We start from the raw sequence: 24,610 nt of genomic DNA on the forward strand, positions 1-24,610 counted from the left end.
ATAAGGGGGATCTTCATGGCAGAACTTGTGTATCAAACAATTGGTCAATTGCTAGATGAACAATCAAAAAAGTACCCGCAGAATGAAGCATTGGTCTATGCTGACAGAAATTTACGCATGACTTATGAACAGCTAAATCGTCAAGCGCGATACGTAGCGAGAGGTTTAATGGCTCTTGGAATTGAAAAGGGAGATCATATCGCAGTATGGACGACGAATGTTCCTGAGTGGGTACAGCTTCAATTTGGTACAGGGAAGATGGGTGCTCCAATTGTAACGGTAAATACGAATTACCGTGCGAGTGAGTTGGAGTATTTATTGAAGCAATCTGATGCTAAAACGATTTTTTTAATTGAAAATTATCGAGACCATTCTTTTATCAATACACTGCAAGAGTTATGTCCAGAGCTTGAACATTGTGAACCAGGTAATTTGCAATCAAAGCGACTACCTTTATTAAAAAATGTTATTTTAATCGGTGAAACCAAATACCCCGGCGTACTTAATTGGTCAGATGTTTTAACAGCTGCCGAGCAAGTAACCGAGGAACAGTTAGATCAGAGAGAGCAATCTCTCCATTATGATGATGTCATTAATATTCAATATACTTCTGGTACAACAGGCTTTCCTAAGGGAGTAATGCTAACGCATTTTAACTTAGTCAATAATGCTGTCAATATTGCTGAATGTATGCGTTTAACGGCAGAGGATCGTCTATGTATCCCAGTTCCATTCTTCCATTGCTTTGGTTGTGTCATAGGCACATTAGCCATCACAACGAGTGGTGGAACGATGGTACCAGTACAGGAGTTCTCACCTGAAGAGGTACTAAGAACCGTTCAACAAGAGCAATGCACTGCCTTACATGGCGTGCCAACGATGTTCATTAGTGAACTTAATTTATCAAATTTTGCATCTTTCGATCTTTCAACTTTACGTACAGGCGTCATGGCAGGATCAAACTGTCCAATTGAGGTTATGAAAGCGGTCATTGAGAAGATGGGCATGAAAGATATAACAATATGCTACGGTCAAACAGAATCATCACCTGTTATTACACAGACAAGAACGGATGACCCGCTAGTGTTAAAGGTGGAGACGGTTGGCCGCGCTTTACCTAACCTAGAAGTAAAGATTGTTGTTCCTGGAACTACCGAGGAAGCTCCGACAAATGAACAGGGAGAGCTGTGTACAAGGGGCTATCATGTGATGAAGGGCTATTATAAAAACCAGGAGGAAACAGATCTGGCTATTGACGAGGATGGTTGGTTGCATACAGGTGATTTAGCAACAATGGATGAAGCAGGTTATGTCCGTGTAACAGGTCGTTTAAAGGATATGATTATCCGTGGTGGCGAAAACTTATATCCTCGTGAAATTGAGGAGTTCCTTTATACACATCCGAAAATTTCAGATGTTCAGGTTGCAGGTGTCCCTGATCCTGTTTATGGCGAGGAGGCGGCAGCTTGGATTGTTTTAAAAGAAGGGGAGCAGGCTACAGCGGATGAAATCCGAGATTATTGTCGAGATAAAATTTCTAGACATAAAATTCCGCGACATATTTTCTTTATTGATAACTATCCAATGACTGCATCTGGAAAAGTTCAAAAATATAAATTACGAGAAGATTTCGTTATGACCGTAAAGTAAGGAGGGGCAGTGAATATGTTCAACAAGGTATTAATTGCAAATCGTGGGGAGATTGCTAGACGTGTGATCAGAACATGCAAGCGCCTAAATATTCATACGGTTGCTATCTATTCAGAGGCAGATGCAGAAAGCTTACATGTGAAAGATGCAGACGAAGCTTTCTGTGTGGGGAAGCCACCGGTTGCACAGAGCTATTTAAATATCGACCGCATTCTTGAAATTGCACTAGAAAGTGGCGCAGAGGCTGTTCATCCTGGCTATGGTTTACTATCAGAGAATGCAAATTTTGCGAAACGTTGTGCAGAGGCGGGTTTAGTGTTTATCGGGCCAAGTGCTGATGTGATTGCTTCAATGGGCAGTAAATTAGAGGCACGTAAAACAATGAAAGCTGCAGGTGTACCGATTGTAGAGGGTGTAGAAGCGCCTGTGAAGGATGTAGAAGAAGCCACTAGCATAGCGGAGCGTTTAGGCTATCCTATTATGTTAAAGGCATCTGCAGGCGGTGGCGGTATCGGTATGCAACTAGTTGAAAATGCCGAGGAACTAGCCAAAGCTTTTGAGGGCAATCAAAAGCGTGCACAATCATTCTTTGGTGATGGCACGATGTATATGGAGCGGTTCATTGCTAACCCTCACCATGTCGAGGTGCAAATTATTGCAGATCATCAAGGCAATGTTGTTCCATTATTTGAACGTGAGTGCTCTATTCAACGAAGAAATCAAAAAGTAGTAGAAGAAGCACCATCCCCGTTCATCTCACAAGAGACAAGAGAAAAAATGCTAGAAGCGTCAGTTAAGGCGGCAATGCATATTGGTTATGTCAATGCTGGAACAATCGAATACTTGGTTGATGAAGATCAAAACTTTTATTTTTTAGAAATGAATACAAGACTACAGGTAGAGCATCCCGTTACGGAGGAAATTACGAAGCTTGATTTAGTAGAAGAGCAATTAAAAATTGCGGCAAAACAACCTCTTACATTTACTAGAGAAAATATTACTAAAGAAGGGCACGCGATTGAAGTGCGCATATACGCTGAAAATGCTTCGACATTTTTCCCGTCTCCAGGTACCATTACGACTCTTGAATTACCGACCGGTGAAGGAATTCGACATGAATGTGGCGTAGAGTCTGGTTCAGTGGTAACACCATTCTATGATCCGATGATTAGTAAATTGGTAGTGTGGGGGGAAACAAGAGAAATTGCCTGTGAAAGATTAGCACAAGCGCTGAAGGCGTATAAAGTGGAGGGGATTCAAACGAATATCCCGATGCTTTTAAATACCATCACACATGAGCAATTTTTAAAAGGGCATACGACAACAAAATTTGTAGAGCAATATTATTTACCGCAATTAGCAGAAACAAAATAACAATGATCATGTATTCGTGCTTCCATAGAGGGACGAATACATGATAAAAAAATTAGGAGTGAATGATTATGGCAACAGTAAAAGCAAGCATGGCAGGAACAGTATGGAAAATCGTCGTAACAGAGGGCGAGAAAGTGACAGCAGGTCAAGATGTAGCCATTTTAGAATCGATGAAAATGGAAATTCCAATTGCAGCAGAAGAGGATGGCGTAGTGACGAAAATCATTGCCAATGAGGGAGACTTTATTAACGTTGATGATGATATTTTAGAAATTGAATAAGAGGAGGCTTGTTTATGCAGCTACCTAAGCAAGTCACAATCAAAGAAGTTGGTCCCCGTGATGGCTTACAAAATGAAAAAACGCATATTTCAACAGCTGATAAAGTGCAATTAGTAAATTTATTAGGTCAAACAGGATTAAATTATATTGAAGTGACATCTTTTGTGCATCCCAAATGGATTCCTCAATTGGCAGATGCAGTCGAGGTTCTGCAAGCCATTAAAAGACATAAGGATATTACCTATGCGGCACTTGTACCCAATATGCGGGGCTTAGAACGCGCATTGCAGGCTGAAGTAGATGAAGTAAGTATTTTTATGTCTGCTAGTGAAAGCCATAACCAAAGTAATATTAATAAAACCATAGAAGATACATTTCCCATATTAGAGGAAGTTGTAGTAGGAGCTCAGGCTGCAAAGAAACATGTTCGAGGTTATATCTCAACGGTTATTGGTTGTCCCTATGAGGGGTATATACACCCTGACAAGGTATTACGAGTAACGGAAAAATTATTGGAGATGGGTGTGACTGAAATATCGCTTGGTGACACAATTGGTGTTGGTGTACCGACGCAGATTGAGTTTCTTTTAGAGGAATTACTAAAAAGGTATCCTGCTGAAAAATTTGCCATGCACTTTCATGATACACGTGGGACCGCATTAGCCAATATTATGAAATCCTTAGAGATGGGTATTAGCAAATTTGATAGTGCGCTTGGTGGGCTAGGGGGCTGCCCATATGCAAAGGGTGCCTCAGGTAATGTAGCCACAGAAGATTTATTGTATTTATTTGATGAGATGGGCATTGAAACAGGCGTAGATCGACAAAAGGTGCTAGAGGCGGCACTCTTTATTGAAGAGAAGTTAGGCAAGGCTGTTGCATCAAAGCAAATGGCTATTGTCCGCAATGAAAGGAGTGCAAATCAGGGATGACACAACTCGTTCGTTTTGAATTACTAGAGGATAGTATTGGACTTATTACACTTTCAAGACTAGAAGCTGCTAACGCTATGTCGGTTCAATTACTGCATGAGCTGTCTGACACGCTTGATCAAATCAATGGAGATCCAGCAGTGCGTGTAGTCCTTTTAACAGGTGCGGGCGAAAAGGCATTTTGTGCAGGTGCTGATTTAAAGGAACGTAAAGGAATGTCTGATCAACAAGTGAAGAAGATCGTGCAGCTGATTGGTGCCACTGTGGCAAAAGTTGAAACACTTGCACAGCCTGTCATTGCTGTCCTAAATGGTGTAGCCTTTGGTGGAGGCTTGGAGTTGGCACTAGCTTGTGATTTACGAATTGCTGCTACACATGTAAAGCTTGGCTTAACAGAAACTTCGCTCGGTATTATTCCAGGTGCTGGGGGGACACAGCGACTTCCACGTTTAATTGGTCTTGGTAAAGCAAAGGAATTAATTTATACAGCACGTAGGCTCAATGCCGAAGAAGCTGAAAATTATGGCATTATCGAATATGTTTATGAAGGACATGAGGTATTAGATAAGGCACAACAGCTTGCACTGGAAATGGCAAAAAATGCACCACTTTCTTTAGTGCAAGCCAAAGTTGCTATCAATCAAGGTGTTGAGGTAGATTTAGCTACCGGGTTAAAAATTGAATCACTTGCATATAGTGCACTGATCCCAACAGAAGACCGATTAGAGGGCTTACTTGCCTTCCAAGAGAAGCGAGCGCCACAATATTCAGGGAAATAAAACGCCAAGAAATAATTTTGGTGTAATCGATTGGGCAAAGGGAGGAAATAAACATGAGCAATATCTCGACAGAAAATACACCACCTACAATGAAAGATAAAATTTTAGCAGGTGGATTACCAAAATATCATGACAAAAATGCACAACAAGGCAAGCTATTTGTACGTGAGCGTCTTGAACTATTACTTGATGATGGTCTTCAATCAGAGGATGGGCTCTATGCGAACTGTTTAGCAGGGGATTTACCAGCAGATGGAGTTATCACTGGTATTGGTAAAATCCATGGTCGCACAGTTTGTGTGCTAGCGAACGATTCAACGATTAAAGCTGGTTCTTGGGGAAAACGCACGGTTGAAAAAATGATTCGCATTCAAGAAACCGCTGAAAAGTTGAATTGTCCATTACTCTATTTAGTGGATTCAGCGGGTGCCCGTATTACAGATCAACTTGAAATGTTCCCAGGACGCAGAGGTGCAGGACGCATTTTCTACAATCAAGTCAAGCTGTCAGGAAAAGTTCCGCAAATTTGCTTATTATTTGGTCCTTCCGCAGCAGGTGGTGCCTATATTCCTGCATTTTGCGATATCGTGGTGATGGTAGAAGGAAATGCTTCTATGTATTTAGGATCTCCTCGTATGGCCGAAATGGTTATCGGTGAGAAAGTAGATTTAGAAACAATGGGTGGCGCAAAAATGCACTGTTCCGTTTCGGGTTGTGGAGATGTGCTTGTTAAATCCGAACAGGAGGCTATTACTTATGCGCGGAAATATTTAGGATACTTCCCTAATAACTATGCAGAGCGTAGCAAGGTAGAGGCTCCTAAACCACCGGCTTCATTTGATAAATCTATTGAAGAATTAATTCCTCAAAATCAAAATGTTCCATTTGATATGTATAAGCTAATTGATCGTATTATCGATGAAGATTCGTTTTGTGAGGTTAAGAAATTATTTGCACCAGAATTAATTACAGGCCTTGCCCGAATTAATGGTCAATCAGTCGGCATTATCGCTAACCAACCACGCGTTAAGGGAGGCGTGCTATTCCATGATTCTGCTGATAAAGCGGCGAAATTTATTTCACTTTGTGATGCATTCAATATCCCACTGTTATTCCTAGCAGACGTTCCAGGCTTTATGATTGGTACTCAGGTAGAAAAAGCAGGAATCATCCGTCATGGTGCTAAAATGATTTTTGCCATGAGTGAGGCAACTGTTCCTAAGCTAACAGTCATTGTGCGTAAAGCGTATGGTGCAGGATTATATGCAATGGCTGGCCCTGCGTTTGAACCAGACTGCTGTATTGCCTTATCAAATGCACAAATTGCCGTAATGGGACCAGAAGCTGCTGTCAATGCAGTCTATGCCAATAAAATTGCAGAACTTCCAAAAGAAGAGCAAGCAAGCTTCATTGCCGAGAAACGTAAAGAATATCAAGAGGAAATTGATGTGTATCGCTTAGCTTCAGAGCTTATCATTGATGATGTGATTGAGCCTAATGAGCTGCGTAAGGTACTAGAAAATCGCTTAGAACTTTATATGTCAAAATACTTATTATTCTCACAACGTAAGCATGGGGTAAACCCAGTTTAAACATACTTATTATAAGGCTGTCTCTGCTGGTAGGAGACAGCCTTTTTGGGTGATAATTTTTTCAGCTACTTGCAAGCTATAGTTGAGCATATTAAAATATGGGAAGGAATAAAAGGGAAGTGGGTGTTAAGCTTGTCTAAAAACAACATAGCGGATGTTCAAAATAATGCCAAGCTCCCATTACCATATCGGGATGTCATTGATACATATTATTTGCCGCTAAAGGTTGCAGGTTGGATTTTATTTAGTATCTATTCATTTATGGCTTTTTATAAATTGGTTATTGATCGCTTAGTAGATGTAGTCGTCGTTTTATTAAAGGGAGATTACTCTATAGGTGACTTAGGATTGTTTGATTATAGTAGCTGGCGATTAACTACTAATTTTATGCCCTTCGAAACGATTCTCCGTTATATAAACTACTCTCAGTATTTTAATTGGGAAATTATAATCGTTAACTTACTTGGCAACTTATTAATTTTTACTCCAATGGGCTTTTTACTGCCATTACTATCGAAGAAATTCCGAAAAGCGTGGGTTATTATTTGTTTAGGCTTTATTTCTAGTCTTGCTGTTGAAACCGTTCAATTTATTTTTACCGTTGGTTCTGCAGATATTGATGATTTAATTTTAAATACAATTGGTGCATGGCTTGGTTACTTAGCCTATAAAGGTATATTGATTAGACCCAAAAAATGAGAAAAGCAGTCCAGTATGAAGGGGCTGTTTTTTTATTTTATATTGATTAACACCATTTGTTTAGTGTATATGGTAATAAATTTTATTGAAAAGTGTATGGAGCTAATAAATGAATATGAAAATATTAGCTGAATGAGGTTCTTTCTTCCTATTTCTGAAAATAATTAGTATCTCTTTAGGAGCTTAGTAGTAATTAGTGCTTGAATTTAATAGTGAAAATTCCGATAATGAGTGTACAGAAACTATTAAAATGGTATAGATAGAGTGTGAGGAAGAATGTTCATATCTATTAACTTATTAGCATATGAAGATAGAAGGACGAGGTGAAAACAATGAAATTATCAAATTTAATGGAGCAAGAAAGAATTTCATCCCAGCATAATCGTAAAAAAATACTTCAGCGTAAAGAGGCAGGAGATGCCTATAGAAAAAATGCGATGTATTTTCAGCCAAAGAAAAATCCATTATTGATTGAACTTGAAAATTTATTATTAGGACGTACTGACCAAGATTTGTATGATCAACAGCAAGAAGAGTCAAAAGAAGTAACTCCTCAGCAGAAAGCCATTATGGAAGATTTACAGCAAACAGAAAAGAATGTACGGGCCCATGAGCAAACTTATAAAGTAGGAATGAATGATAACGCTGATTCCTCGAATATATCCGATTCAGAACAAGGTGACACACTGCACATTTTAGAGCAGGTACGTAATGCAGCATTGTCATCAGCAGAGCCCTCTCCTCTAGATTTACGTGTGGCGCAAAGTGTTGATGCTCAAATACAGCATATGTTAAATAATTCAAATTTTGATGATGTTGCCACAAATGAAAGCGAACCATATTTTGTACGTGACATCATTGAAGTGAAGGTTCCTGAACGTTACTCGAAGGAATTGAAATTGGACCCATTTGCAGATACAATTTTCGGTAAGAACTATGAGACTGCATTCAAGTTAAGAGTATTTAAACAGGCATCGGAAAGATATGCGGCTCACGTTCAAATGACGAAAAATGGCTATCGTCCAGACAAGGATTCTATGTTCTCTTTGATAGCCTGATGCTGTAGATAGGAGATTGTTGACATGGCAAAGGCAAAGTATGCGAAAACGAATGCGATTCGTTTATTAGAACAACAAAAAATTCATTTTGATGTGATGGAATATGAAACAGGGGACGGTCAAGTAGATGGTGTTTCTGTAGCTGAGAAAATAGGGCAGCCTGTTGCTCGGGTATTTAAAACATTAGTAGCAAAAGCAAGTGCACAAAGGTTGTTTGTATTTGTAATTCCAGTAGCTGAAGAGCTAGACTTAAAAGCTGCCGCCAAGGTAGTTGGGGAAAAGAAAATTGAAATGTTAGCGGTAAAAGATCTACTTAGCCATACTGGTTATGTTCGCGGTGGATGTTCACCAGTAGGGATGAAGAAGTTATATCCAACGGTCATCGATGTATCTGCTCAAGAACAAGGTAGTATAATCGTTAGTGCCGGGAAAATTGGTATGCAAATTCATGTACAAATAGAAGATCTGAAGAATATAACAAAGGCACAACTTGCCTCAATTACAACTACCCATGAGTGAGAGAATGGGTAGTTTTTTATGTGGTAAGATAAACGGTTTAGTTCAAGCACTATATCTTAATTTTGGTTGAAAGTATGATACAGTAATAGCAATATTATTCATAGAGAGAAGGATAAGGAATGCGTAGAATAATGGGGTGGCGTTGGACCTTTTTTATTGGTGGCTTAATGGTGATGTCACTTGGCATCACGATGTCGATAAAGGGGAAAATTGTGGGCACAAGCCCATGGGATGTTTTACATGTAGGTCTATTTCAAAATTTTGGGTTAAGTATTGGCACATGGTCTATTGTAACAGGACTCTTTATAGTTGCTTCAACATCCATTGTATTGCGTCAATGGCCAAAGATAGGTACTTGGCTCAATATGCTGTTAATTGGCTCGTTCATTGATGTATTTAACTGGATGTTACCCTCGACGGATGTATATGGCTTACAAATTACATATTTTATTATTGGCTTATTTGTTTTGAGCTTTGGCTGTGGGATGTATATTGCACCGAATATGGGCGCAGGACCAAGGGATACCTTAATGATGATACTTGTCGAAAAGTTTGGTGGATCCATTAAAACAGCAAGAATGGGAATTGAAGTACTTGTAACCATTGTGGGCTGGCTTCTAGGAGGACCAGTTGGAGTAGGGACAGTATTGATCGCCTTAACTTCAGGCTATATTGTGCAATATTCATTACCGTATTGTCGTAAAATATTGATGAAATGTATTGGAAATATGGAGGGCATAAAGCCATTCTATTAAACCAAGAAGCTACTTAGATCTGTAAAGGATAGAAGTAGCTTTTCATTTTTTTTAGCGTTCTTTCATATAATGCAGGGCACAAGCTAAAGGAGGAACGACATTTGAACGGAAATGTAACGTATTATTTTGGACACGCATTGACTGGCCAAGGTGTGAAGCATTTATATAAAGAAATGATGGAAGAGGCGTCTCTCGTTTATTTTTTGCAAGGGCCTGCCACATTTAAAGGTTCAGAACTGTTAAAAGAACTAGGATACTTCTATGTGAAACAGGGTTTTGGTGTCGAGTGGTTTAAGCATGCTTTATTAGAGGAGGTTGTTGAGGCCGTTTATATAAAAGGCTGTAACAGACTTTTTGTATGGGCATCTGAGTGGAATATTGAGCCAACTTTACTCGGTACAAAGCATCGTGTCATGTCTTTCTACGATTGTTTAGAGGACCTACAGCTTAAAAAGATTGGAGAACAGCTTGCAGAGACCATGCAAGAGCGTGCAACATGGCGTGAAAAATGCATAGCGAAACTGAATCAAGCAATTAAGCTACATGATGACTGGGAGGTTGTTACACAAAGCTGTATGGACTGGCAGGCATTAAATGAACAGGTGGAAAATTTAAAGTCGGATGTGTTCCAATCCATTGTTCTGAATAAAACAGGTATGCGGACACATCGTTTACTGGGAACGTTAACTCCTAGAGGTGCGGAAAATACAGTGGATAGTATCACCAAAAGTATCACGACTCGCTTTATGATTAAAGGTAAGCCAGGTACAGGCAAATCTTCACTAATGAAAAGCTTAGCAGATGAAGCAAATGCAAGAGGGCTTGATGCACAAATTGTTTGGTGTGGCTTAGATGCAGGATCTGTGGATATGGTCATTATCCCAGAGCTCAATTTCTGTATTTTTGATAGCACAGACCCTCATATCTTTAATCCAGAGGATGGTAGGTTAGGGGATAAGATATTTGATATTGGTCAACATTGTACGCTTTCAGAGGAAGCAGAAACTGCAATCGAGGCAGTGCGAGCACAATACAAAGAGGCTATACAGGATGCAATGGGCCATTCTAAACGATATGCAGAAGCTGAATATACTGTTCGTCGTTTATTAGATAATTGTCTGTCGGCTTCTTTATGGCGCGAAAAAACAGCGCCACTATTCGAAAGATTAACAAAGTAATGTAGCTAATGGCTTGCATGTGCTAAACTAGGAGCGAGAACAGTTTTCCTAGGAAAGGATGATACGCTTGTCAAAAGTATTGAATGCATTTTTAGATGAAAACCTACAAGCCCTACATGAACAAGGCTTATACAATGAAATCGATCCAGTAGAGGGAGCAAATGGTCCAATTATTCAGGTCCGTGGCAAAAATCTTGTTAACTTATCCTCTAACAACTATCTTGGTTTAGCAACAAATGAAGAATTAAAGCGTATTGCCAAAGAGACAATTGATAAATACGGTGTTGGAGCAGGTGCTGTTCGTACAATCAACGGGACACTTGACTTGCACGTAAAATTAGAAGAAAAGCTTGCTGAATTTAAAGGAACAGAAGCGGCTATTTCTTATCAATCTGGATTTAATTGTAATATGGCAGCTATTTCTGCTGTAATGGATAAAAATGATGCCATTCTATCTGATCAATTAAACCATGCCTCTATTATTGATGGATGTCGCTTATCGAAGGCAAAAATCATCGCGTTTAATCACTCTGATATGGAGGATTTACGTGCAAAGGCAAAAGCGGCAAAGGAATCAGGTTTATACAATAAAATCATGGTTATCACAGATGGTGTCTTTTCAATGGATGGTGATATTGCTAAATTACCTGAAATTGTGGAAATAGCTAAAGAGTTTGATTTAATTACGTATGTGGATGATGCACATGGTTCGGGTGTAACAGGTAAAGGAAAAGGAACTGTGAAGCATTTTGGATTAGAAAAAGAAATTGATTTCCAAATTGGTACATTATCAAAAGCTATTGGTGTAGTAGGTGGCTATGTAGCAGGTAAGAAAAATTTAATTGATTGGCTAAAAGTTCGCTCACGCCCATTCCTATTTTCAACAGCATTACCACCAGGTGATGTAGCCGCTATTACAGCAGCCGTGCAAATGCTGATTGATTCAACAAAGCTACACGATAAGCTGTGGGATAATGGTAATTATTTAAAAGCGGGGCTTGAGAAGCTTGGCTTTAATATTGGTGCGTCTGAAACACCAATTACACCATGCATCATTGGGGATGAAAAGTTAACACAGGAATTTTCAAAACGTTTATTTGAAGAAGGCGTTTATGCAAAATCGATTGTCTTCCCAACAGTTCCAAAAGGTACAGGTCGCGTTCGGAATATGCCAACAGCGGCACATACAAAAGAAATGCTTGATGATGCAATTGCGATTTACGAGAAGGTTGGTCGTGAATTAGGCGTTATTCAATAAGAAAAAGGCTTCCTCATGGATGGGGAAGCCTTTTTTGCATGATTGAAAAGAAAAAGTGAAGGATAGAACCAAAAAAGTGACCGATAGAAGCTTAAATCTAACTGATAGCGATCTTATCTAAAAATAGACAATCTCTTTATTTCGACCCAATTATTTTTCCTGCCTTGAGCTGTTGAATAGCTTGATCAGAAATATTTAATGCCTGTAAAATTTCTTCATTATGTTGTCCTAATGTAGGTGCTGCACTTGTTAGCTGTCCAGGCGTTTGTGAAAACTTAGCTGGGAAGCCCAATGTTCTCATCGGTCCAGCAATCGGGTGCTCATAGGACAGTACCATGTCACGCTCTAGTATATGAGGGTCATTTAATGTTTGGTCATAGGAATAGATTGGACTAGATGGTACACCGTGCTTATCCAATAGTTCGAGCCAGTAGATAGCCTTATGCTTGATTAGCTCGCTTTCAATTTCTGCTTCCAGCTCCCTCACATGTTGGGCACGTGAATAGTTGGTAGCAAAGAGAGGATTGTCTAACCAATCAGGTCGATTGACAACTTTTACGGCAAAAATTTCCCATAGCTTTTGATTGCCAGCACCTACTAGGATATAGTCATCCTGTGTTTTGAAACCTTGATAGGGCGCTGACACACGATGGGCGGTTCCAGTTCGCTCAGGTAACTCACCCTTTCCGAAGTAAGCAGCGGCCTCCCAAACAGTCCACGCAAGACCTGACTCCACTAAGGACACATCAATATATTGACCTTCGCCACTACGAAGCTTATAAATATAGGCCATTAAAATGGATTGTAAGGCTGTTTGTGCAGCAGCAATATCATTCACCGCAAAGCCAACTTTTACAGGTCGGCCATCTGCTTCACCTGTCATATGCATTAAGCCACTCAGACCCTGAGCCATAATATCATAGCCACCCTTTTGACTATATGGACCTGTTTGACCATAACCAGAAATAGAGCAGTAAATTAGGCCTGGATTGATGGCTTTTAATGTATCATAATCGATACCAAGCTTTTTCGTGACACCTGGTCGATAATTTTCCACAAGTACATCAACAGATTGAATCAATTCTTTAAATAAAGCCAGTCCCTCAGTAGTTTTTAAATTGATGCAGACACCTTTTTTATTACGATTAACCATCATATACATATGACTTTCTTCATTAACGAATGGACCCATTGTACGGGTATCGTCTCCATTTGGGTATTTTTCAATTTTGATAACTTCTGCACCCATATCTGCTAATACCATGGTGCAATAGGGACCAGCTAAGACTTGTGATAAATCGACAACCTTTAATCCTTGTAATGCTTGTTTCATTTACCCTCAGTCCCATCCTGTTTGACTAATGTGATGTTGCGTAATCCTTTGACAGAGGTGGCACCGGCTAATGCGATAGAAACCTTTAATTCATCATAAAGATTGGTCATCACCTTTTCGACGCCTTGTTGTCCTTCAAGGGCTAGTCCATAGACGAAAGGACGTCCTATTGCAACGGCATCCGCTCCTAAAGAAAGTGCTTTTAAGGCATCCATGCCACGATATACACCACTATCTAATATAATAGGAATTTGTCCATTCACAACTTTCGCAATAGCGGGAAGGGCCTCCAGTGAACCAATCACGCCATCTAATTGACGGCCACCATGGTTTGATACAATAATGCCATTAATACCATTGTCAATAGCTAGCTTTGCATCTTCAGGATGTAAAATTCCCTTCAATAATATAGGAAGATTTGTACGTTTTTTTAACTCTCGAACATGCTCCCAATTAAGTTTTGGGTGGAAGACATTTTGCAAGACACCTTGTACATAGGACTCGAATGAATCATCAGGTAAAGAGGCTGTAAAAACGGGATCATTCATATAATTTCCTCTTGCATAGCCTAACTTCAATGGTGAAAACTGATTGCGTACATCTTCTTCACGCCAGCCAAGCATTACGGTGTCGACAGTTAAAACGATCGCTTCAAATCCAGCTTCCTCCGCACGTGCAGCCATACTAAAAGCAATTTCTTCATTAGTAGACCAATATAATTGAAACCATTTTGTTGCAGAAGGCGCAGCTTGAGCAACTTCTTCAAGAGCAAAAGTGGAAACAGTGCTTTGTATATAAGGGATATTTAAAAACTGGGCAGCACGTGCAACGGCAAGTTCTCCTTCATCGTGAACCATTCCGTTCATGCCCACAGGAGCAAAAAGCAAAGGAGTTGGATATGTTTTACCAAACAAATGAACGGATGTATCAACGTTTGACACATCATTTAAAAAACGGGGAACAATGGAATACTTCTCAAAAGCTGCTCGATTATTGCGCAGTGTTTGTTCACCGCCAGCACCTGAACGGATATAGCCATAAGGTCCAGCTTCGATTTTTTCCGCTACGGCCTTTTCTAAATCTGCAAAGCAAATGGGGAAGGGGGCTTGTGCAGTTATATTTTTTAAGAGTAGATCGCCATCAGTTATGTTTGTCATCGTTACAACCTCACTTATTTATTGAAAATAGGCTTTCTTTTATTTAAAAAGGCTTGAATACCTTCGTTATAATCGTCTGAATTAAATGAATCCAAAACTAACTGTGCCAACACATCGTTTTCTTCATTTTCACCATCAACAATTGCCTGGATAACTTTTTTGATGCCAGTGTTTGCAATGGATGATTTACTTAATAAATGTTCAGCGAATTGCAATGTCGCCTCATCAATATCCTCTGGTTCGTGGAGGGCCGTGATTAAACCAATATTTTTTCCTTCTTCAGCTGTAAAAATAGTAGCTGTGTACAAAATTTCCTTTGCCTTAGCGACACCAACAATATTGATGAGACGTTTTGTGCTTTCTAAATTATAGACAATACCTATGTTTGCAGCGGTGATGCCTAGCTTACTCTTAGGTGTTGCTATTCTAAAGTCACAAGCGTTTGCTAACTCTAAGCCACCACCAATTGCTAAGCCCTGAATCATAGCAATTGTCGGGTGTGGAAATTTATAGAGAGCATCGATCGCCTTTAGAGCCAATTCATTATAGGCTTTGGCATTGTCTGTAGCATAACGAACATCTAAAAACTCGGTAATATCTGCACCGGAAGAAAAGGCTACTTCATTGACACCGCGAACAATTAAAAGTTTGATGGAAGAATCTACACTGAGCAGCTCTAGTTGGTCTACTATGGCTTGAAACATTGCCCTTGATAAAGAATTCCGTTTTTCCGGGCGATTTAATACTAACGTTGCAATATAGCCATTTTTCTCTACATAAATTTCGTTTGTCATCTTCATTCTCCTATTAGTCTTTTTTCAACTTCGCGGCGAAGCGGTTACCGATGGATTGAATGCTCTGCACAAGGATGATTAAGATAAAGACAGTTGCATACATCACATCAACCTCATAGCGTAAATGACCATAACGATAGGCAAGGTCACCTAAACCGCCAGCACCAACCATTCCTGCCATTGCTGTTGCACCAATTAATCCTATTGTGGCAATCGTTAAGCCTAATATAATAGATGGTCGAGCTTCACGTAATAGGACATGCCAAATGATATGGCGACGTTTAATACCCATGGCTGTGTAGGCTTCTACTACTCCTGAATCCACTTCTAATAGCGCAGATTCCATCAGTCGTGCAATATAAGGAGCTGTGTAAACAACTAGCGGAACGATTACACCTTTAACACCAATTGTTGTACCTACAATTAACTTGGTAAAAGGTAAGATGAAGAATAATAAAATGATAAATGGAACAGAGCGAACAATATTGATAAATAGATTAAAAAACTGATAGAAAAATTTATTTTCAAAGGATTGTCCTGGTCGTGTTAAAACGATTAATAGCCCTAATGGAATACCAATCAGAATGGAGAACAACAATGAAATTCCGACCATTTGAAATGTTTCGATAATTGCTTTGCCAATTACATCTGACCAATCTGTAAAGAAACTTTGGATACTACTCATTGAACGCACCTCCTAATTCTTCCACTGCCACGCCATTTTCTGAAAAATACGTTAACGCCTTTTGGACAATCTGCGTTTCGCCATGTAAATGCACCACAATATTGCCGACAATACCGTTTTTTAATTCAATAATATTAGCTGTTAAAATATTTGGTTGCACATCGTATACCTTAGTGACTTCTGCTAATAATGGCTTACCAGTACTTTCACCAAGGAATGTTAAACGGATTACACTTCCTGAAACATTTAATTGCTCAATAAGAGAGGGGGATAAATTACGTTGTGAAATTGTATTTAAAAACTTTCGCGTTGTAGGGTGCTTCGGTTTCGCAAAAAGTTCAATCGCTGTGCCAAATTCCACAACTTTCCCTGATTCTAGAACAGAAACCTCATCACAAATTTTTTGAATTACATTCATTTCATGTGTGATGAGCAGAATCGTAATGCCTAATTCACGATTAATTTTTAACAACAATTCAAGAATGGCTTCCGTTGTCTCAGGATCAAGTGCACTTGTTGCTTCGTCACTAAGTAAAATCTCTGGTTCCTGTGCTAAGGCACGTGCAATAGCCACACGCTGTTTTTGACCACCTGAAAGTTGATTTGGGTAACTATCTAGTTTATCTGTTAAACCGACAATTTCAGCATACTTAGCTACTCGTTTTTTTACTTCTGCCTCTTTATAGCCTAGAAGCTTTAAGGGAACTGCAATATTATTGTAAACTGTTGCTGTTTTTAATAGATTAAAGTGCTGGAAGATCATCCCGATTTTTTGGCGTGTTTGACGTAATTCTTGAAGAGAAAGGGTCGTAATGTCTACATTGTCTATCACTACTTTTCCTGCTGTAGGACGTTCGAGTAGATTAACGCAACGAATGAGTGTACTTTTACCAGCACCACTATAGCCGATTACACCATGAATTTGTCCCTTTTTTACGTGAAGATTGATGCCATCCACAGCTTTTATGATGCCTTTTTTCGACTTGAATTCTTTTGAGATATTTTGTAATTGAATCATGCGACTGTTTGCTCCTTTCTCCACCTTCTAAAAAGCAAGAATCTGCTCGTTTTCCTATAGAGGAATTTCGACAGATTCTTCGGCTTTATAGAAGCTTCCTGAATGTATTACCAACTAGGGATTACTGAACCTTTGAATTCTTCTTCGATGAATTGACGTACTTCATCAGATTGGTAAGCCTCAACGAACTTTTTAATTGTTGGATCATTTTCATTTTCAGCACGTACAACAATATAGTTCACGTATGGAGAATCAGTAGATTCCAATAAAATAGAGTCATCTTTAGGGTTAATACCAGCTTCTAATGCAAAGTTTGTATTAATAGCTGCTACGTCTACTTCACTAAGTTGTTTAGGAATTTGAGCTGCCTCTAATTCAATGAATTTTAAATTCTTTTTGTTTTCTTCTACATCACGAATCGAGGCTGTTAAGTCTGCGCCATCTTTTAACTGAATATAGCCAGCTTCCTGTAAAACAAAGAGGGCACGCGCTCCATTCGTTGGGTCATTTGGTAAGCCAAACGTTGCACCGTCAGGAATGTCATCAAAGGATTTATATTTTTCAGAGTAGATACCCATTGGATTTAAAATCGTTTTGCCCACTGGTACTAAATCTGTATCATGATCTTTATTAAATGTATCCAGGAAAGGCTCGTGTTGATAGCTGTTCGCATCAAGATCACCTTCAGCTAAGGATGTATTAGGTAAAACATAGTCAGAAAATGATTTTAGCTCTACTTCTAGCCCGTTTTCTTTTGCTACTTTAGCGGCTACTTCTGCAATTTGTTCGTGTGGACCAGAAGTGACGCCTACAACGATTTTCTTTTCATCAATTCCTTCAGCTTGGCTTTTACTATCTTCTTTAGAGCCACAGCCTGCTAAAGCTGCTACTAATGTTAGACTTGCTAAACCTACTAAAAATTTATTTTTCTTTTTCATGAAAATACCTCCAAGATTGTTTTTATCGGTTTTTTGAAAATAAAAAAACTCTCTTACAAATTAAGAGAGGCTCATGAAAAGATGTCCTCTCTTATCTATCAAACGAAGTTCGTTTGCAGGATTTAGCACCTTCCTTTAAAAAAGGAGGTTGCCGAGCTTCATAGGGCCAGTCCCTCAGCTACTCTTGATAAGAGATTTATAATATTTTTTTGTAATTCCGATAGAACTAATATAATTTATAGGGTATAGTAAGTCAATAAATAATTTTTAAATTTTTTATATAATTATAATATTTCGACGCAAAAGAGGGATAACAATGTCTGTAAGAGTTAATTATGGTATAGGTTCATTTGGTAAGGTTATTAGTGCTCGTTTTCTAACGGGAACAGATATCATTGAAGGGATTGAAGCGCTTTGCGAAGAGAATAATATAGAGTCAGCCACAATTGTAAGCTGTATTGGCAGCTTTCAAAAAAGTAGCTTTGTTTATTTAGTGCCAGATGCAACAGCTCAAATTCAAGTTCGTTTTAGTGATGTGATGGAAAAAGAGGGACCATTAGAATTTATTCAAGGTTCAGGTGTGGTGTGTAAACGAGATGGGGGATATGAGACACATTTCCATGGCTCTATGAGCGATCAATGGGGTGTTGTATCGGGTGGGCATTTAATAAAAGGGGGAAACCCTGTTATTACTGCTGACATCGTGTTGGCAGAGGTACAAGGTATTCAACATATTCGAAAATGGGATGATGAAACAGGTCATGCTCAATTTTATCCATTAGAAAATGATTTAGGGCAACCAAGGAAAATTGAAAAATATTAATGATCCTGTAGCTAGGGATAGCTACAGGATACGCCCTCATCATTATCTATTAAACAATTGTAATTGCTCGATTCTATGGATTGCTTCACGTAAGCGCTCCTCACTAACTAGCAACCCTACGCGTACATAGCCTTCACCATATTGACCGAAGCCATTACCTGCTGCTACAGCGATATCAGCTTTTTCGAGCAAAAGATCAGCAAACTGTTCACTTGTATAGCCTAGTGGTACAGGAAGCCATGCGAAGAAGGAGCCTTTTGGAGCCGTAACATGCCAGCCAATTCGTCGAGCTTCTTCAATGAGTACATTGCGGCGACGCTCATAAGTAGCTCGTAGTTCATCCGAACATTGTTGGGAAGCTGTCAGTGCTACTGCTGCGGCTTGTTGAATGGCAGGGAATTGACTACAAAACAGATGATCCTGAATAAGATTAATAGCAGCAATAATCTCGGCATTCCCTACAGCGAAGCCTATACGCCAGCCAGCCATATTATAGGTTTTCGATAATGTATACATTTCAACTCCTACTTCTTTTGCACCCTTTGCTTGAAGGAAGCTAACTGGTTTATTACCGTCAAATCCTATTGCCCCATAAGCAAAATCATGTGATACGATAATATTGTGTTCCTTCGCAAAGCGAACAGTCTCTTCAAAAAACGCAAGTGATGCTGTACCTCCTGTAGGGTTGTTCGGGTAATTTAAGTAAAGAAGCTTTGCCTTTTCTTTCACTTCATCAGGTAATGCATCATAATCAGGTAAGAAATCGTTTTCGGCAAAAAGTGGCATCACTTCAAAATTGACATCTCCTAGTACGACACCTGATAGGTAATCTGGATAGCCAGGGTCTGGTAAGAGCATCGTGTCACCAGGGTTTAACACTGCTAAAGGTAGCTCAACTAGACCAATTTTTGTTCCACCGAGAATCGCTACCTCTGTATCTGGATTTAGTTCTACCTGATATTCACGTTGATAAAAGTCGGCAGCAGCTTGGCGTAATTCAGCGAGACCTCTAAATGGTGAATATTTGTGGTTTTGAGGATTTTCAGCCGCTTCCTGTAATGCTTGAATGATGTGAGTAGGCGTTGGCTGATCGGGATTTCCTTGCCCAAGGTTAATGACATCACGCCCTTCTTCTAGAGCCAAGTTTACTTTTTGTACGAGTGCTGCAAAAAATTGAGTGGGTAGTTGCTGTAGTTTTTTAGAGAATTCCATGCATGATCACCTTTTTCAGAATATAATAATTATTATTGAAGAATATGAAGCAAATAGTATTACTTTTTCTGTTAATTGTCTAGACCCTATATAGACAAAGGATTGAAATACTCTAAAAACCACAGGCGACCAAAAAGCGACCGTATCACAGTATTTTATTGAATAACTCAATGGCAGCTCGTTTATCTTCTTTAGTCAGATGGCTATAAGTATTCATTGTCAATCCTACATCACTGTGTCCTAATTGTTCTTGTATGATTTTAAAATTAGCATCATTACTTAATAAATAAGATGCGCATGAATGTCTTAATGCATGGAAGTTCAATTTAGGAAGTCCGAGCTTTTTAGCATGTCGGTGCCATGTTGAGCCAAGAGATGAGGGGAGAATAGGGTATCCTAAAACAATTTGTGATGTAACTAAAAAATCTATATCTTTTCCATCTTCGTCTTTCATAGGCTTCCAAGCATTCCCCGATTTAATTTTTAATTTTTTTTGAGCATGCACTTGTTCTTTAATTTCTTCCATAAATTTTTCTGGAACAGCTACAATGCGAGACTTTTTATTTTTTGTTGGTCCTAAAATTAATTCAGATTTTCCCTCCGTGTCATACTTCAAAGCTTGATCTATCAGAATTGTGTTATTCACAAAATTAATCTTTTCCAATCTAAGTGCTGTTATTTCTGATTCTCGTAGCCCTACTAAGCATGCCAATTTATAAATAACACGATATTTTAAATTCAGATTGTTTATCGCTTCAAGCATTTGCGATAATTGATGAGCATCATAAAACTCTAGTTCTTTTTTTCGAGGTTCAACATGAGGAGCCTTTATGCCACTCATTGGATTTTCATTTATGATTTCCCACTCAACTGCTTTAGCAAAAATACTTTTTAATATACTAAATTTGTTACTTAAATTTTTTCTTCCTTCCTTTTTTTCATTTGAAAAGTACTCAACAATATGGAATTTTTTGATTTTCTTCATTCTCATGTCGTCAAACTTTTCAAAAGTTCCAGTATTTAAAATTCTTAAATAGTGAGACTTCGTAGCAGGTGATAGATCAAGCCGTACATAGTTGTCCATCCATCGTTGACGAAAATCCGCAAAGGTAATACTTTCCACAATCTGTTCAATATCCATCTTTGATACTGTAATTTCAAATTCAGTAATTGCCTTTTTAATAGCCCGATCAGAAAGGCTGTTTAATGTGACTGTTTTATACTTTCTAATTCGTTTTCCTGTTTCTTCGTCATATCCAAGTTCTACAGTAATTTTAATACGTGGTTTGCCATTCTTAGCTGGTTCTAATACTACATAGCTTGCCAAGGTTATGCTCCTTTCTTTATTTAAATTTTTCGTTAATTTCACATAATAACCACCACCTTTAAAGAATGCATGTTCTATTTGAAGGTAAAAAATTTTATAAAAAAGTTTAAGAAATGTCATGTTCCATATTTTAATTTTGGTGTTTCAATCCAATCAAACATTTCAATAACACCTAATGGTTCAAAACAAATAGTGAAATTATCAATTGATACACATAATCCATATTTGCTTTTATACCAATCAAGAGCGTCATCTAAAAAGTCTTCTGTAACATTAAGAAAGTCAGCAAATTCATAACGATTAACGATATGTAATTTATGAGCTTGAATTATTTTAGAAAGGGGGATAAGCCTTTCATATGCCCAACTACGTGCTTTTAATTCTTGTTTTCGATTCTCTATACTACTTTGATCGAAAATATCACCAGCAGTTGTATGGTGATGTCCAATCTCTTCAGCAAGCACACAGCATTTTTCAATGATGGAAGGTAACAATTTGTTAATCCAGATTACATTGTCGCCATAAAGGCCTTTATTTTTCATACGATCTTTTTCGTAAACTTCAATATCTAAATTGTCACATTCCATTAATAAAGCATCATATAAGTGCATGGGCTATTCCCCCTTATTTTTACGCGCCTCTCGTCTCATAGCTACAAAGCGTTTAAATTCTTCAATCTCTTCTAATTCTTCTTCTGTCCATTCATCACCATCATGGTGAGCAGCAAAAGTTTGCACAGTATCTTCAGGAAGATTTTTTTGATCTGTACGACCAAGTAAGTAGTCTATGGATACACCAAAGAAATCGGCCACTTTTTGAATTTTATCTAAACTAGGGGTAATTCTCTTCCATTGATAGATTGTATTATTCGGAATTTCTAGTTCTTCCTCTAAGCGTTTGACGGTAATTCCTCTACTTTTACAAAGTTCTTTAACACGTTCTAACGTTGTCATATCAATGTTTCCTTTCACATGTCCAACTCTACTAATAAATATATTAGATATTTTCGTTGACAACTAATATATAATTTAGTAAAGTGTACATAAGCTATTTTATTAGCTAAAAAAGAGTACAAAAAAGACTACCTATTTATAAACATTTTGACGTTGGGGAACGGAAGAAATGTATTGTTACAGGCTTTTCTAAAGTCTTATTTAGCTATGTCTATATACTAATAAATATATTAGTTAATGTCAATGAAATCAGTTAATAAATTAGCTTAAATATTTTCCAATTAAGTAAAGTGCTGTGATACCGAGCTAATGACGGTATAAAAAAATTCGGACTTATAGCTTATATGACGGTAGCAACGTCAATTGATTTTCAAGGAGGTTCAAATATGTCAGAGGATTTAGGAGCTCAAGTAAGAAGCGAATTATTCAAAAAGAAGATGAGCCAAAAAGAACTTGCTTCAATGGTGGGCATTTCAAACGCTTATCTATCAGACATCATTCGTGGTCGTAAAGATGGACCAAAGGCACAAGAGCATATCAAACACATTCGCAAGATATTAAACATTTAAATTTCAGATATAAAAACAATAAAGGAGGTTAATGAGATGCGTAAAGTCCGTGGGGTTCAAGCGTTGGTAGAGTATTTAGAATCAAATAACTGTCCTATGGGAAAGTCAACTATCTACAACTTAATGCGAAAAAAGGATATTCCATTTAATAAACCAGCGCCAGGTGTCTTGCTATTTGATTTAGATGATATTGATAAATGGTTAGGTGGTGAAACCAAATGAAAACAACCAATCTACAATGGCGGGCTGAAAAGTCTGATGATTGCAGAACAGAAAAATTACTTGAGGCAATTTCGAAAACAGTTGCTATGTGGTCAGCTAGATGGTCACAGATGAATGCAGGGGATTCCAATGAAGATTAAACCTGTACCAGTAACACTAATCGCAAAGGCAATGAATAAAGCAGCAGCAACACGTCAGAAGTAAATCTATCAAACTATTTGGAGGTTAATAATATGCAACCAGTAATTAATGTTAAAGGCACAAAATTGTCAGTGGTATCGATTCATTATCGCAACAATGGTAAGCCGTCCACAGTTTATGCAGCAGATGAAAACGGTCGTGAATCACTATTTATTGAAAAGTCACAAAGCCAATATGATAACCGTCCTCATGTTGCTGTTGATAACTTAAGTGAGTTGTTGGAGTATCCAGAGCTTGAAGAAATGATTGTGGAAGGCAACAACAGGTTGATAGCCCATCTGGATGAAATGTTGACACAGGAAAATCAAGAACTTGTAAACATTGCTATTAATGCTATGGAAGGTGAAGCAGACTTACCATTTGATAGTCATCTATCAATCAAGCAAAAAGAATACAAGCTTAAGCAGCAACGTGTACTAGGGTTAATTGACGCTGTAGAAGAGGTCAAAGCATTCACGGAGGGATATTACGCAAATGTCGATGATCAATCACCTGAAGCGTAAATCAGTCATCCAGCAGTTGAATAAACTTGGCATCCACAGTATTGAAGGACAACCACTTGAAGATGCCCTGTACACAAAGTTACTAAAAACATTGGCACATAAACGTTCAGCACAGGGATGAAAGGAAGTGAAATTGATGGTTGGTGAAGAAATTCGGAGGCTGAGGAAAGAAAAGGGAATGACACTTAAACAACTAGCTAACAATATAGATTTGTCTCACACATATTTATCGCAAATTGAATTGGGAGATAGAAACGTTTCTCTAGAAATGTTATCAAAATTAGCTTCTGTTTTAGAAGTTTCAAAACTCCATCTATATAAAGTGGCTGGTCTTTTAGATGAAACAGACATTCTTGAAATAGTCTATGAAAACAAACGTCTACGTGAAGCTCTTGAGTTTTATGCAGATCCAGTAACTTATGAGCCCGTATCAGCTTATATAAAAGGTGAGAAAACAGAGTGCTATCCAATTGATGGTGATGAAGGAGAAATTGCACTTAAAGCATTACAAGGAGGAGAAATCAAATGAAATCAACAGGAATTCTTCGCAAAGTTGATGAGTTAGGACGTATTACATTACCAATTGAACTTAGACGGTCATTAAGTTTGGATGTTAAGGATCCACTAGAAATCTTTATTGATGGTGACCAAATTATTTTAAAGAAGTACAAGCCTAATATGGCATGCGCTGTTACTGGTGAAGTATCAGACGACAATCTGGTTCTACTGGGTGGCAAATTGGTTCTAAGTCTAATCGAAGCTAAAAAGCTTGTTACAGAGATTGAGTTAAAGTAGGTGAT

30 protein-coding genes and 1 riboswitch are annotated in these 24,610 nt (G+C 38.3%); of the genes, 20 read left to right on the forward strand and 10 right to left on the reverse strand.

Going from position 1 to position 24,610, the window contains the following annotated elements:
- Nucleotides 1-15: 15 nt before the first annotated feature.
- The 12 genes from HCH28_RS00570 (at nucleotide 16) to HCH28_RS00625 (ending at nucleotide 12,075) form a co-directional block, all read left to right on the forward strand.
- On the forward strand, nucleotides 16-1,650 hold the full coding sequence (locus HCH28_RS00570) for an AMP-binding protein (protein WP_221679110.1): 1,635 nt from the start codon (nucleotides 16-18) through the stop codon (nucleotides 1,648-1,650).
- 15 nt (nucleotides 1,651-1,665) lie between these two features.
- Complete coding sequence (locus HCH28_RS00575; protein WP_221679111.1) at nucleotides 1,666-3,024, forward strand: acetyl-CoA carboxylase biotin carboxylase subunit; 1,359 nt, start codon at nucleotides 1,666-1,668, stop codon at nucleotides 3,022-3,024.
- Nucleotides 3,025-3,092: 68 nt separating this feature from the next.
- Nucleotides 3,093-3,305, forward strand: a complete 213-nt coding sequence (locus HCH28_RS00580; RefSeq protein WP_004225532.1) for an acetyl-CoA carboxylase biotin carboxyl carrier protein subunit — start codon at nucleotides 3,093-3,095, stop codon at nucleotides 3,303-3,305.
- A 14-nt stretch (nucleotides 3,306-3,319) separates the two neighbouring features.
- Nucleotides 3,320-4,237, forward strand: a complete 918-nt coding sequence (locus HCH28_RS00585) for a hydroxymethylglutaryl-CoA lyase (RefSeq protein ID WP_221679112.1) — start codon at nucleotides 3,320-3,322, stop codon at nucleotides 4,235-4,237.
- Nucleotides 4,234-5,016 (forward strand): enoyl-CoA hydratase, encoded by a 783-nt coding sequence (locus tag HCH28_RS00590; protein WP_221679113.1) that lies wholly within the window; start codon nucleotides 4,234-4,236, stop codon nucleotides 5,014-5,016. The genes HCH28_RS00585 and HCH28_RS00590 overlap by 4 nt, the downstream gene beginning before the upstream one ends.
- A 53-nt stretch (nucleotides 5,017-5,069) precedes the next feature.
- Complete coding sequence (locus tag HCH28_RS00595) at nucleotides 5,070-6,608, forward strand: acyl-CoA carboxylase subunit beta (RefSeq protein WP_004225528.1); 1,539 nt, start codon at nucleotides 5,070-5,072, stop codon at nucleotides 6,606-6,608.
- 45 nt (nucleotides 6,609-6,653) lie between these two features.
- Nucleotides 6,654-7,307 (forward strand): VanZ family protein, encoded by a 654-nt coding sequence (locus tag HCH28_RS00600; protein ID WP_221679114.1) that lies wholly within the window; start codon nucleotides 6,654-6,656, stop codon nucleotides 7,305-7,307.
- A gap of 332 nt (nucleotides 7,308-7,639) precedes the next feature.
- Nucleotides 7,640-8,365: a hypothetical protein gene (locus HCH28_RS00605; RefSeq protein ID WP_221679115.1), complete on the forward strand. Its 726-nt coding sequence runs from the start codon at nucleotides 7,640-7,642 to the stop codon at nucleotides 8,363-8,365.
- A 24-nt stretch (nucleotides 8,366-8,389) separates the two neighbouring features.
- Nucleotides 8,390-8,884: a Cys-tRNA(Pro) deacylase gene (ybaK, locus tag HCH28_RS00610; protein ID WP_004225525.1), complete on the forward strand. Its 495-nt coding sequence runs from the start codon at nucleotides 8,390-8,392 to the stop codon at nucleotides 8,882-8,884.
- 119 nt (nucleotides 8,885-9,003) lie between these two features.
- Nucleotides 9,004-9,639, forward strand: coding sequence for a YczE/YyaS/YitT family protein (locus tag HCH28_RS00615; protein WP_004225524.1), 636 nt, complete (start codon nucleotides 9,004-9,006; stop codon nucleotides 9,637-9,639).
- Nucleotides 9,640-9,740: 101 nt separating this feature from the next.
- Nucleotides 9,741-10,817 carry a nucleotide kinase gene (locus tag HCH28_RS00620; RefSeq protein ID WP_221679116.1) on the forward strand — a complete coding sequence of 359 codons (1,077 nt, stop codon included), beginning with the start codon at nucleotides 9,741-9,743 and terminating at the stop codon, nucleotides 10,815-10,817.
- A gap of 58 nt (nucleotides 10,818-10,875) precedes the next feature.
- Complete coding sequence (locus tag HCH28_RS00625; RefSeq protein ID WP_221679117.1) at nucleotides 10,876-12,075, forward strand: glycine C-acetyltransferase; 1,200 nt, start codon at nucleotides 10,876-10,878, stop codon at nucleotides 12,073-12,075.
- 136 nt (nucleotides 12,076-12,211) lie between these two features.
- On the opposite strand, the gene HCH28_RS00630 is transcribed toward HCH28_RS00625, so the two are convergent.
- From HCH28_RS00630 to HCH28_RS00655, 6 genes are all read right to left on the reverse strand, one after another.
- On the reverse strand, nucleotides 12,212-13,408 hold the full coding sequence (locus tag HCH28_RS00630) for a CaiB/BaiF CoA transferase family protein (RefSeq protein ID WP_221679118.1): 1,197 nt from the start codon (nucleotides 13,406-13,408) through the stop codon (nucleotides 12,212-12,214).
- Nucleotides 13,405-14,565 carry an alpha-hydroxy acid oxidase gene (locus tag HCH28_RS00635; RefSeq protein WP_221679119.1) on the reverse strand — a complete coding sequence of 387 codons (1,161 nt, stop codon included), beginning with the start codon at nucleotides 14,563-14,565 and terminating at the stop codon, nucleotides 13,405-13,407. Before HCH28_RS00635 ends, HCH28_RS00630 begins: the two co-directional genes overlap by 4 nt.
- Nucleotides 14,566-14,579: 14 nt before the next feature.
- Nucleotides 14,580-15,359: an enoyl-CoA hydratase/isomerase family protein gene (locus tag HCH28_RS00640; RefSeq protein ID WP_221679121.1), complete on the reverse strand. Its 780-nt coding sequence runs from the start codon at nucleotides 15,357-15,359 to the stop codon at nucleotides 14,580-14,582.
- 13 nt (nucleotides 15,360-15,372) lie between these two features.
- Nucleotides 15,373-16,044 (reverse strand): methionine ABC transporter permease, encoded by a 672-nt coding sequence (locus HCH28_RS00645; protein ID WP_004225517.1) that lies wholly within the window; start codon nucleotides 16,042-16,044, stop codon nucleotides 15,373-15,375.
- Nucleotides 16,037-17,062, reverse strand: a complete 1,026-nt coding sequence (locus HCH28_RS00650; protein WP_221679122.1) for a methionine ABC transporter ATP-binding protein — start codon at nucleotides 17,060-17,062, stop codon at nucleotides 16,037-16,039. Before HCH28_RS00650 ends, HCH28_RS00645 begins: the two co-directional genes overlap by 8 nt.
- Before the next feature lie 107 nt (nucleotides 17,063-17,169).
- On the reverse strand, nucleotides 17,170-18,000 hold the full coding sequence (locus tag HCH28_RS00655) for a MetQ/NlpA family ABC transporter substrate-binding protein (RefSeq protein ID WP_221679123.1): 831 nt from the start codon (nucleotides 17,998-18,000) through the stop codon (nucleotides 17,170-17,172).
- 88 nt (nucleotides 18,001-18,088) lie between these two features.
- A riboswitch (SAM riboswitch) is annotated at nucleotides 18,089-18,194 on the reverse strand.
- Between the two features lie 122 nt (nucleotides 18,195-18,316).
- Between HCH28_RS00655 and HCH28_RS00660 the strand changes: the two genes are divergently transcribed.
- Nucleotides 18,317-18,823, forward strand: a complete 507-nt coding sequence (locus HCH28_RS00660) for a PPC domain-containing DNA-binding protein (protein ID WP_221679124.1) — start codon at nucleotides 18,317-18,319, stop codon at nucleotides 18,821-18,823.
- Nucleotides 18,824-18,865: 42 nt separating this feature from the next.
- Here HCH28_RS00660 and HCH28_RS00665 read toward each other — a convergent pair whose 3' ends face one another.
- The 4 genes from HCH28_RS00665 to HCH28_RS00680 all read right to left on the reverse strand — a co-directional run bounded on the left by HCH28_RS00665 (nucleotide 18,866) and on the right by HCH28_RS00680 (nucleotide 22,315).
- A complete protein-coding gene (locus tag HCH28_RS00665) occupies nucleotides 18,866-20,035 on the reverse strand; it encodes a pyridoxal phosphate-dependent aminotransferase (RefSeq protein WP_221679125.1) in 1,170 nt (389 codons plus the stop codon).
- Between the two features lie 145 nt (nucleotides 20,036-20,180).
- Nucleotides 20,181-21,404, reverse strand: coding sequence for a tyrosine-type recombinase/integrase (locus tag HCH28_RS00670; RefSeq protein ID WP_221679126.1), 1,224 nt, complete (start codon nucleotides 21,402-21,404; stop codon nucleotides 20,181-20,183).
- Between the two features lie 74 nt (nucleotides 21,405-21,478).
- Nucleotides 21,479-21,973 carry an ImmA/IrrE family metallo-endopeptidase gene (locus tag HCH28_RS00675; protein WP_221679127.1) on the reverse strand — a complete coding sequence of 165 codons (495 nt, stop codon included), beginning with the start codon at nucleotides 21,971-21,973 and terminating at the stop codon, nucleotides 21,479-21,481.
- A 3-nt stretch (nucleotides 21,974-21,976) separates the two neighbouring features.
- Nucleotides 21,977-22,315 carry a helix-turn-helix domain-containing protein gene (locus HCH28_RS00680; protein WP_221679128.1) on the reverse strand — a complete coding sequence of 113 codons (339 nt, stop codon included), beginning with the start codon at nucleotides 22,313-22,315 and terminating at the stop codon, nucleotides 21,977-21,979.
- Between the two features lie 386 nt (nucleotides 22,316-22,701).
- Here HCH28_RS00680 and HCH28_RS00685 point away from each other — a divergent pair, with 386 nt between their 5' ends.
- The 7 genes from HCH28_RS00685 (at nucleotide 22,702) to HCH28_RS00715 (ending at nucleotide 24,605) form a co-directional block, all read left to right on the forward strand.
- On the forward strand, nucleotides 22,702-22,884 hold the full coding sequence (locus tag HCH28_RS00685; RefSeq protein ID WP_221679129.1) for a helix-turn-helix domain-containing protein: 183 nt from the start codon (nucleotides 22,702-22,704) through the stop codon (nucleotides 22,882-22,884).
- A 36-nt stretch (nucleotides 22,885-22,920) separates the two neighbouring features.
- Nucleotides 22,921-23,106 (forward strand): helix-turn-helix transcriptional regulator, encoded by a 186-nt coding sequence (locus HCH28_RS00690; RefSeq protein WP_221679131.1) that lies wholly within the window; start codon nucleotides 22,921-22,923, stop codon nucleotides 23,104-23,106.
- On the forward strand, nucleotides 23,103-23,246 hold the full coding sequence (locus HCH28_RS00695; RefSeq protein ID WP_221679132.1) for a hypothetical protein: 144 nt from the start codon (nucleotides 23,103-23,105) through the stop codon (nucleotides 23,244-23,246). The genes HCH28_RS00690 and HCH28_RS00695 overlap by 4 nt, the downstream gene beginning before the upstream one ends.
- Before the next feature lie 93 nt (nucleotides 23,247-23,339).
- Nucleotides 23,340-23,810 (forward strand): hypothetical protein, encoded by a 471-nt coding sequence (locus tag HCH28_RS00700; protein ID WP_221679133.1) that lies wholly within the window; start codon nucleotides 23,340-23,342, stop codon nucleotides 23,808-23,810.
- Nucleotides 23,782-23,931 carry a hypothetical protein gene (locus tag HCH28_RS00705; RefSeq protein ID WP_221679134.1) on the forward strand — a complete coding sequence of 50 codons (150 nt, stop codon included), beginning with the start codon at nucleotides 23,782-23,784 and terminating at the stop codon, nucleotides 23,929-23,931. The genes HCH28_RS00700 and HCH28_RS00705 overlap by 29 nt, the downstream gene beginning before the upstream one ends.
- A gap of 15 nt (nucleotides 23,932-23,946) precedes the next feature.
- Complete coding sequence (locus HCH28_RS00710; RefSeq protein ID WP_221679136.1) at nucleotides 23,947-24,339, forward strand: helix-turn-helix domain-containing protein; 393 nt, start codon at nucleotides 23,947-23,949, stop codon at nucleotides 24,337-24,339.
- Nucleotides 24,336-24,605: an AbrB/MazE/SpoVT family DNA-binding domain-containing protein gene (locus tag HCH28_RS00715; RefSeq protein WP_221679138.1), complete on the forward strand. Its 270-nt coding sequence runs from the start codon at nucleotides 24,336-24,338 to the stop codon at nucleotides 24,603-24,605. Before HCH28_RS00710 ends, HCH28_RS00715 begins: the two co-directional genes overlap by 4 nt.
- The last annotated feature ends 5 nt before the right edge of the window (nucleotides 24,606-24,610 follow it).

It is taken from the genome of Lysinibacillus sp. K60 (assembly GCF_019731275.1).
GTDB lineage: Bacteria > Bacillota > Bacilli > Bacillales_A > Planococcaceae > Lysinibacillus > Lysinibacillus capsici.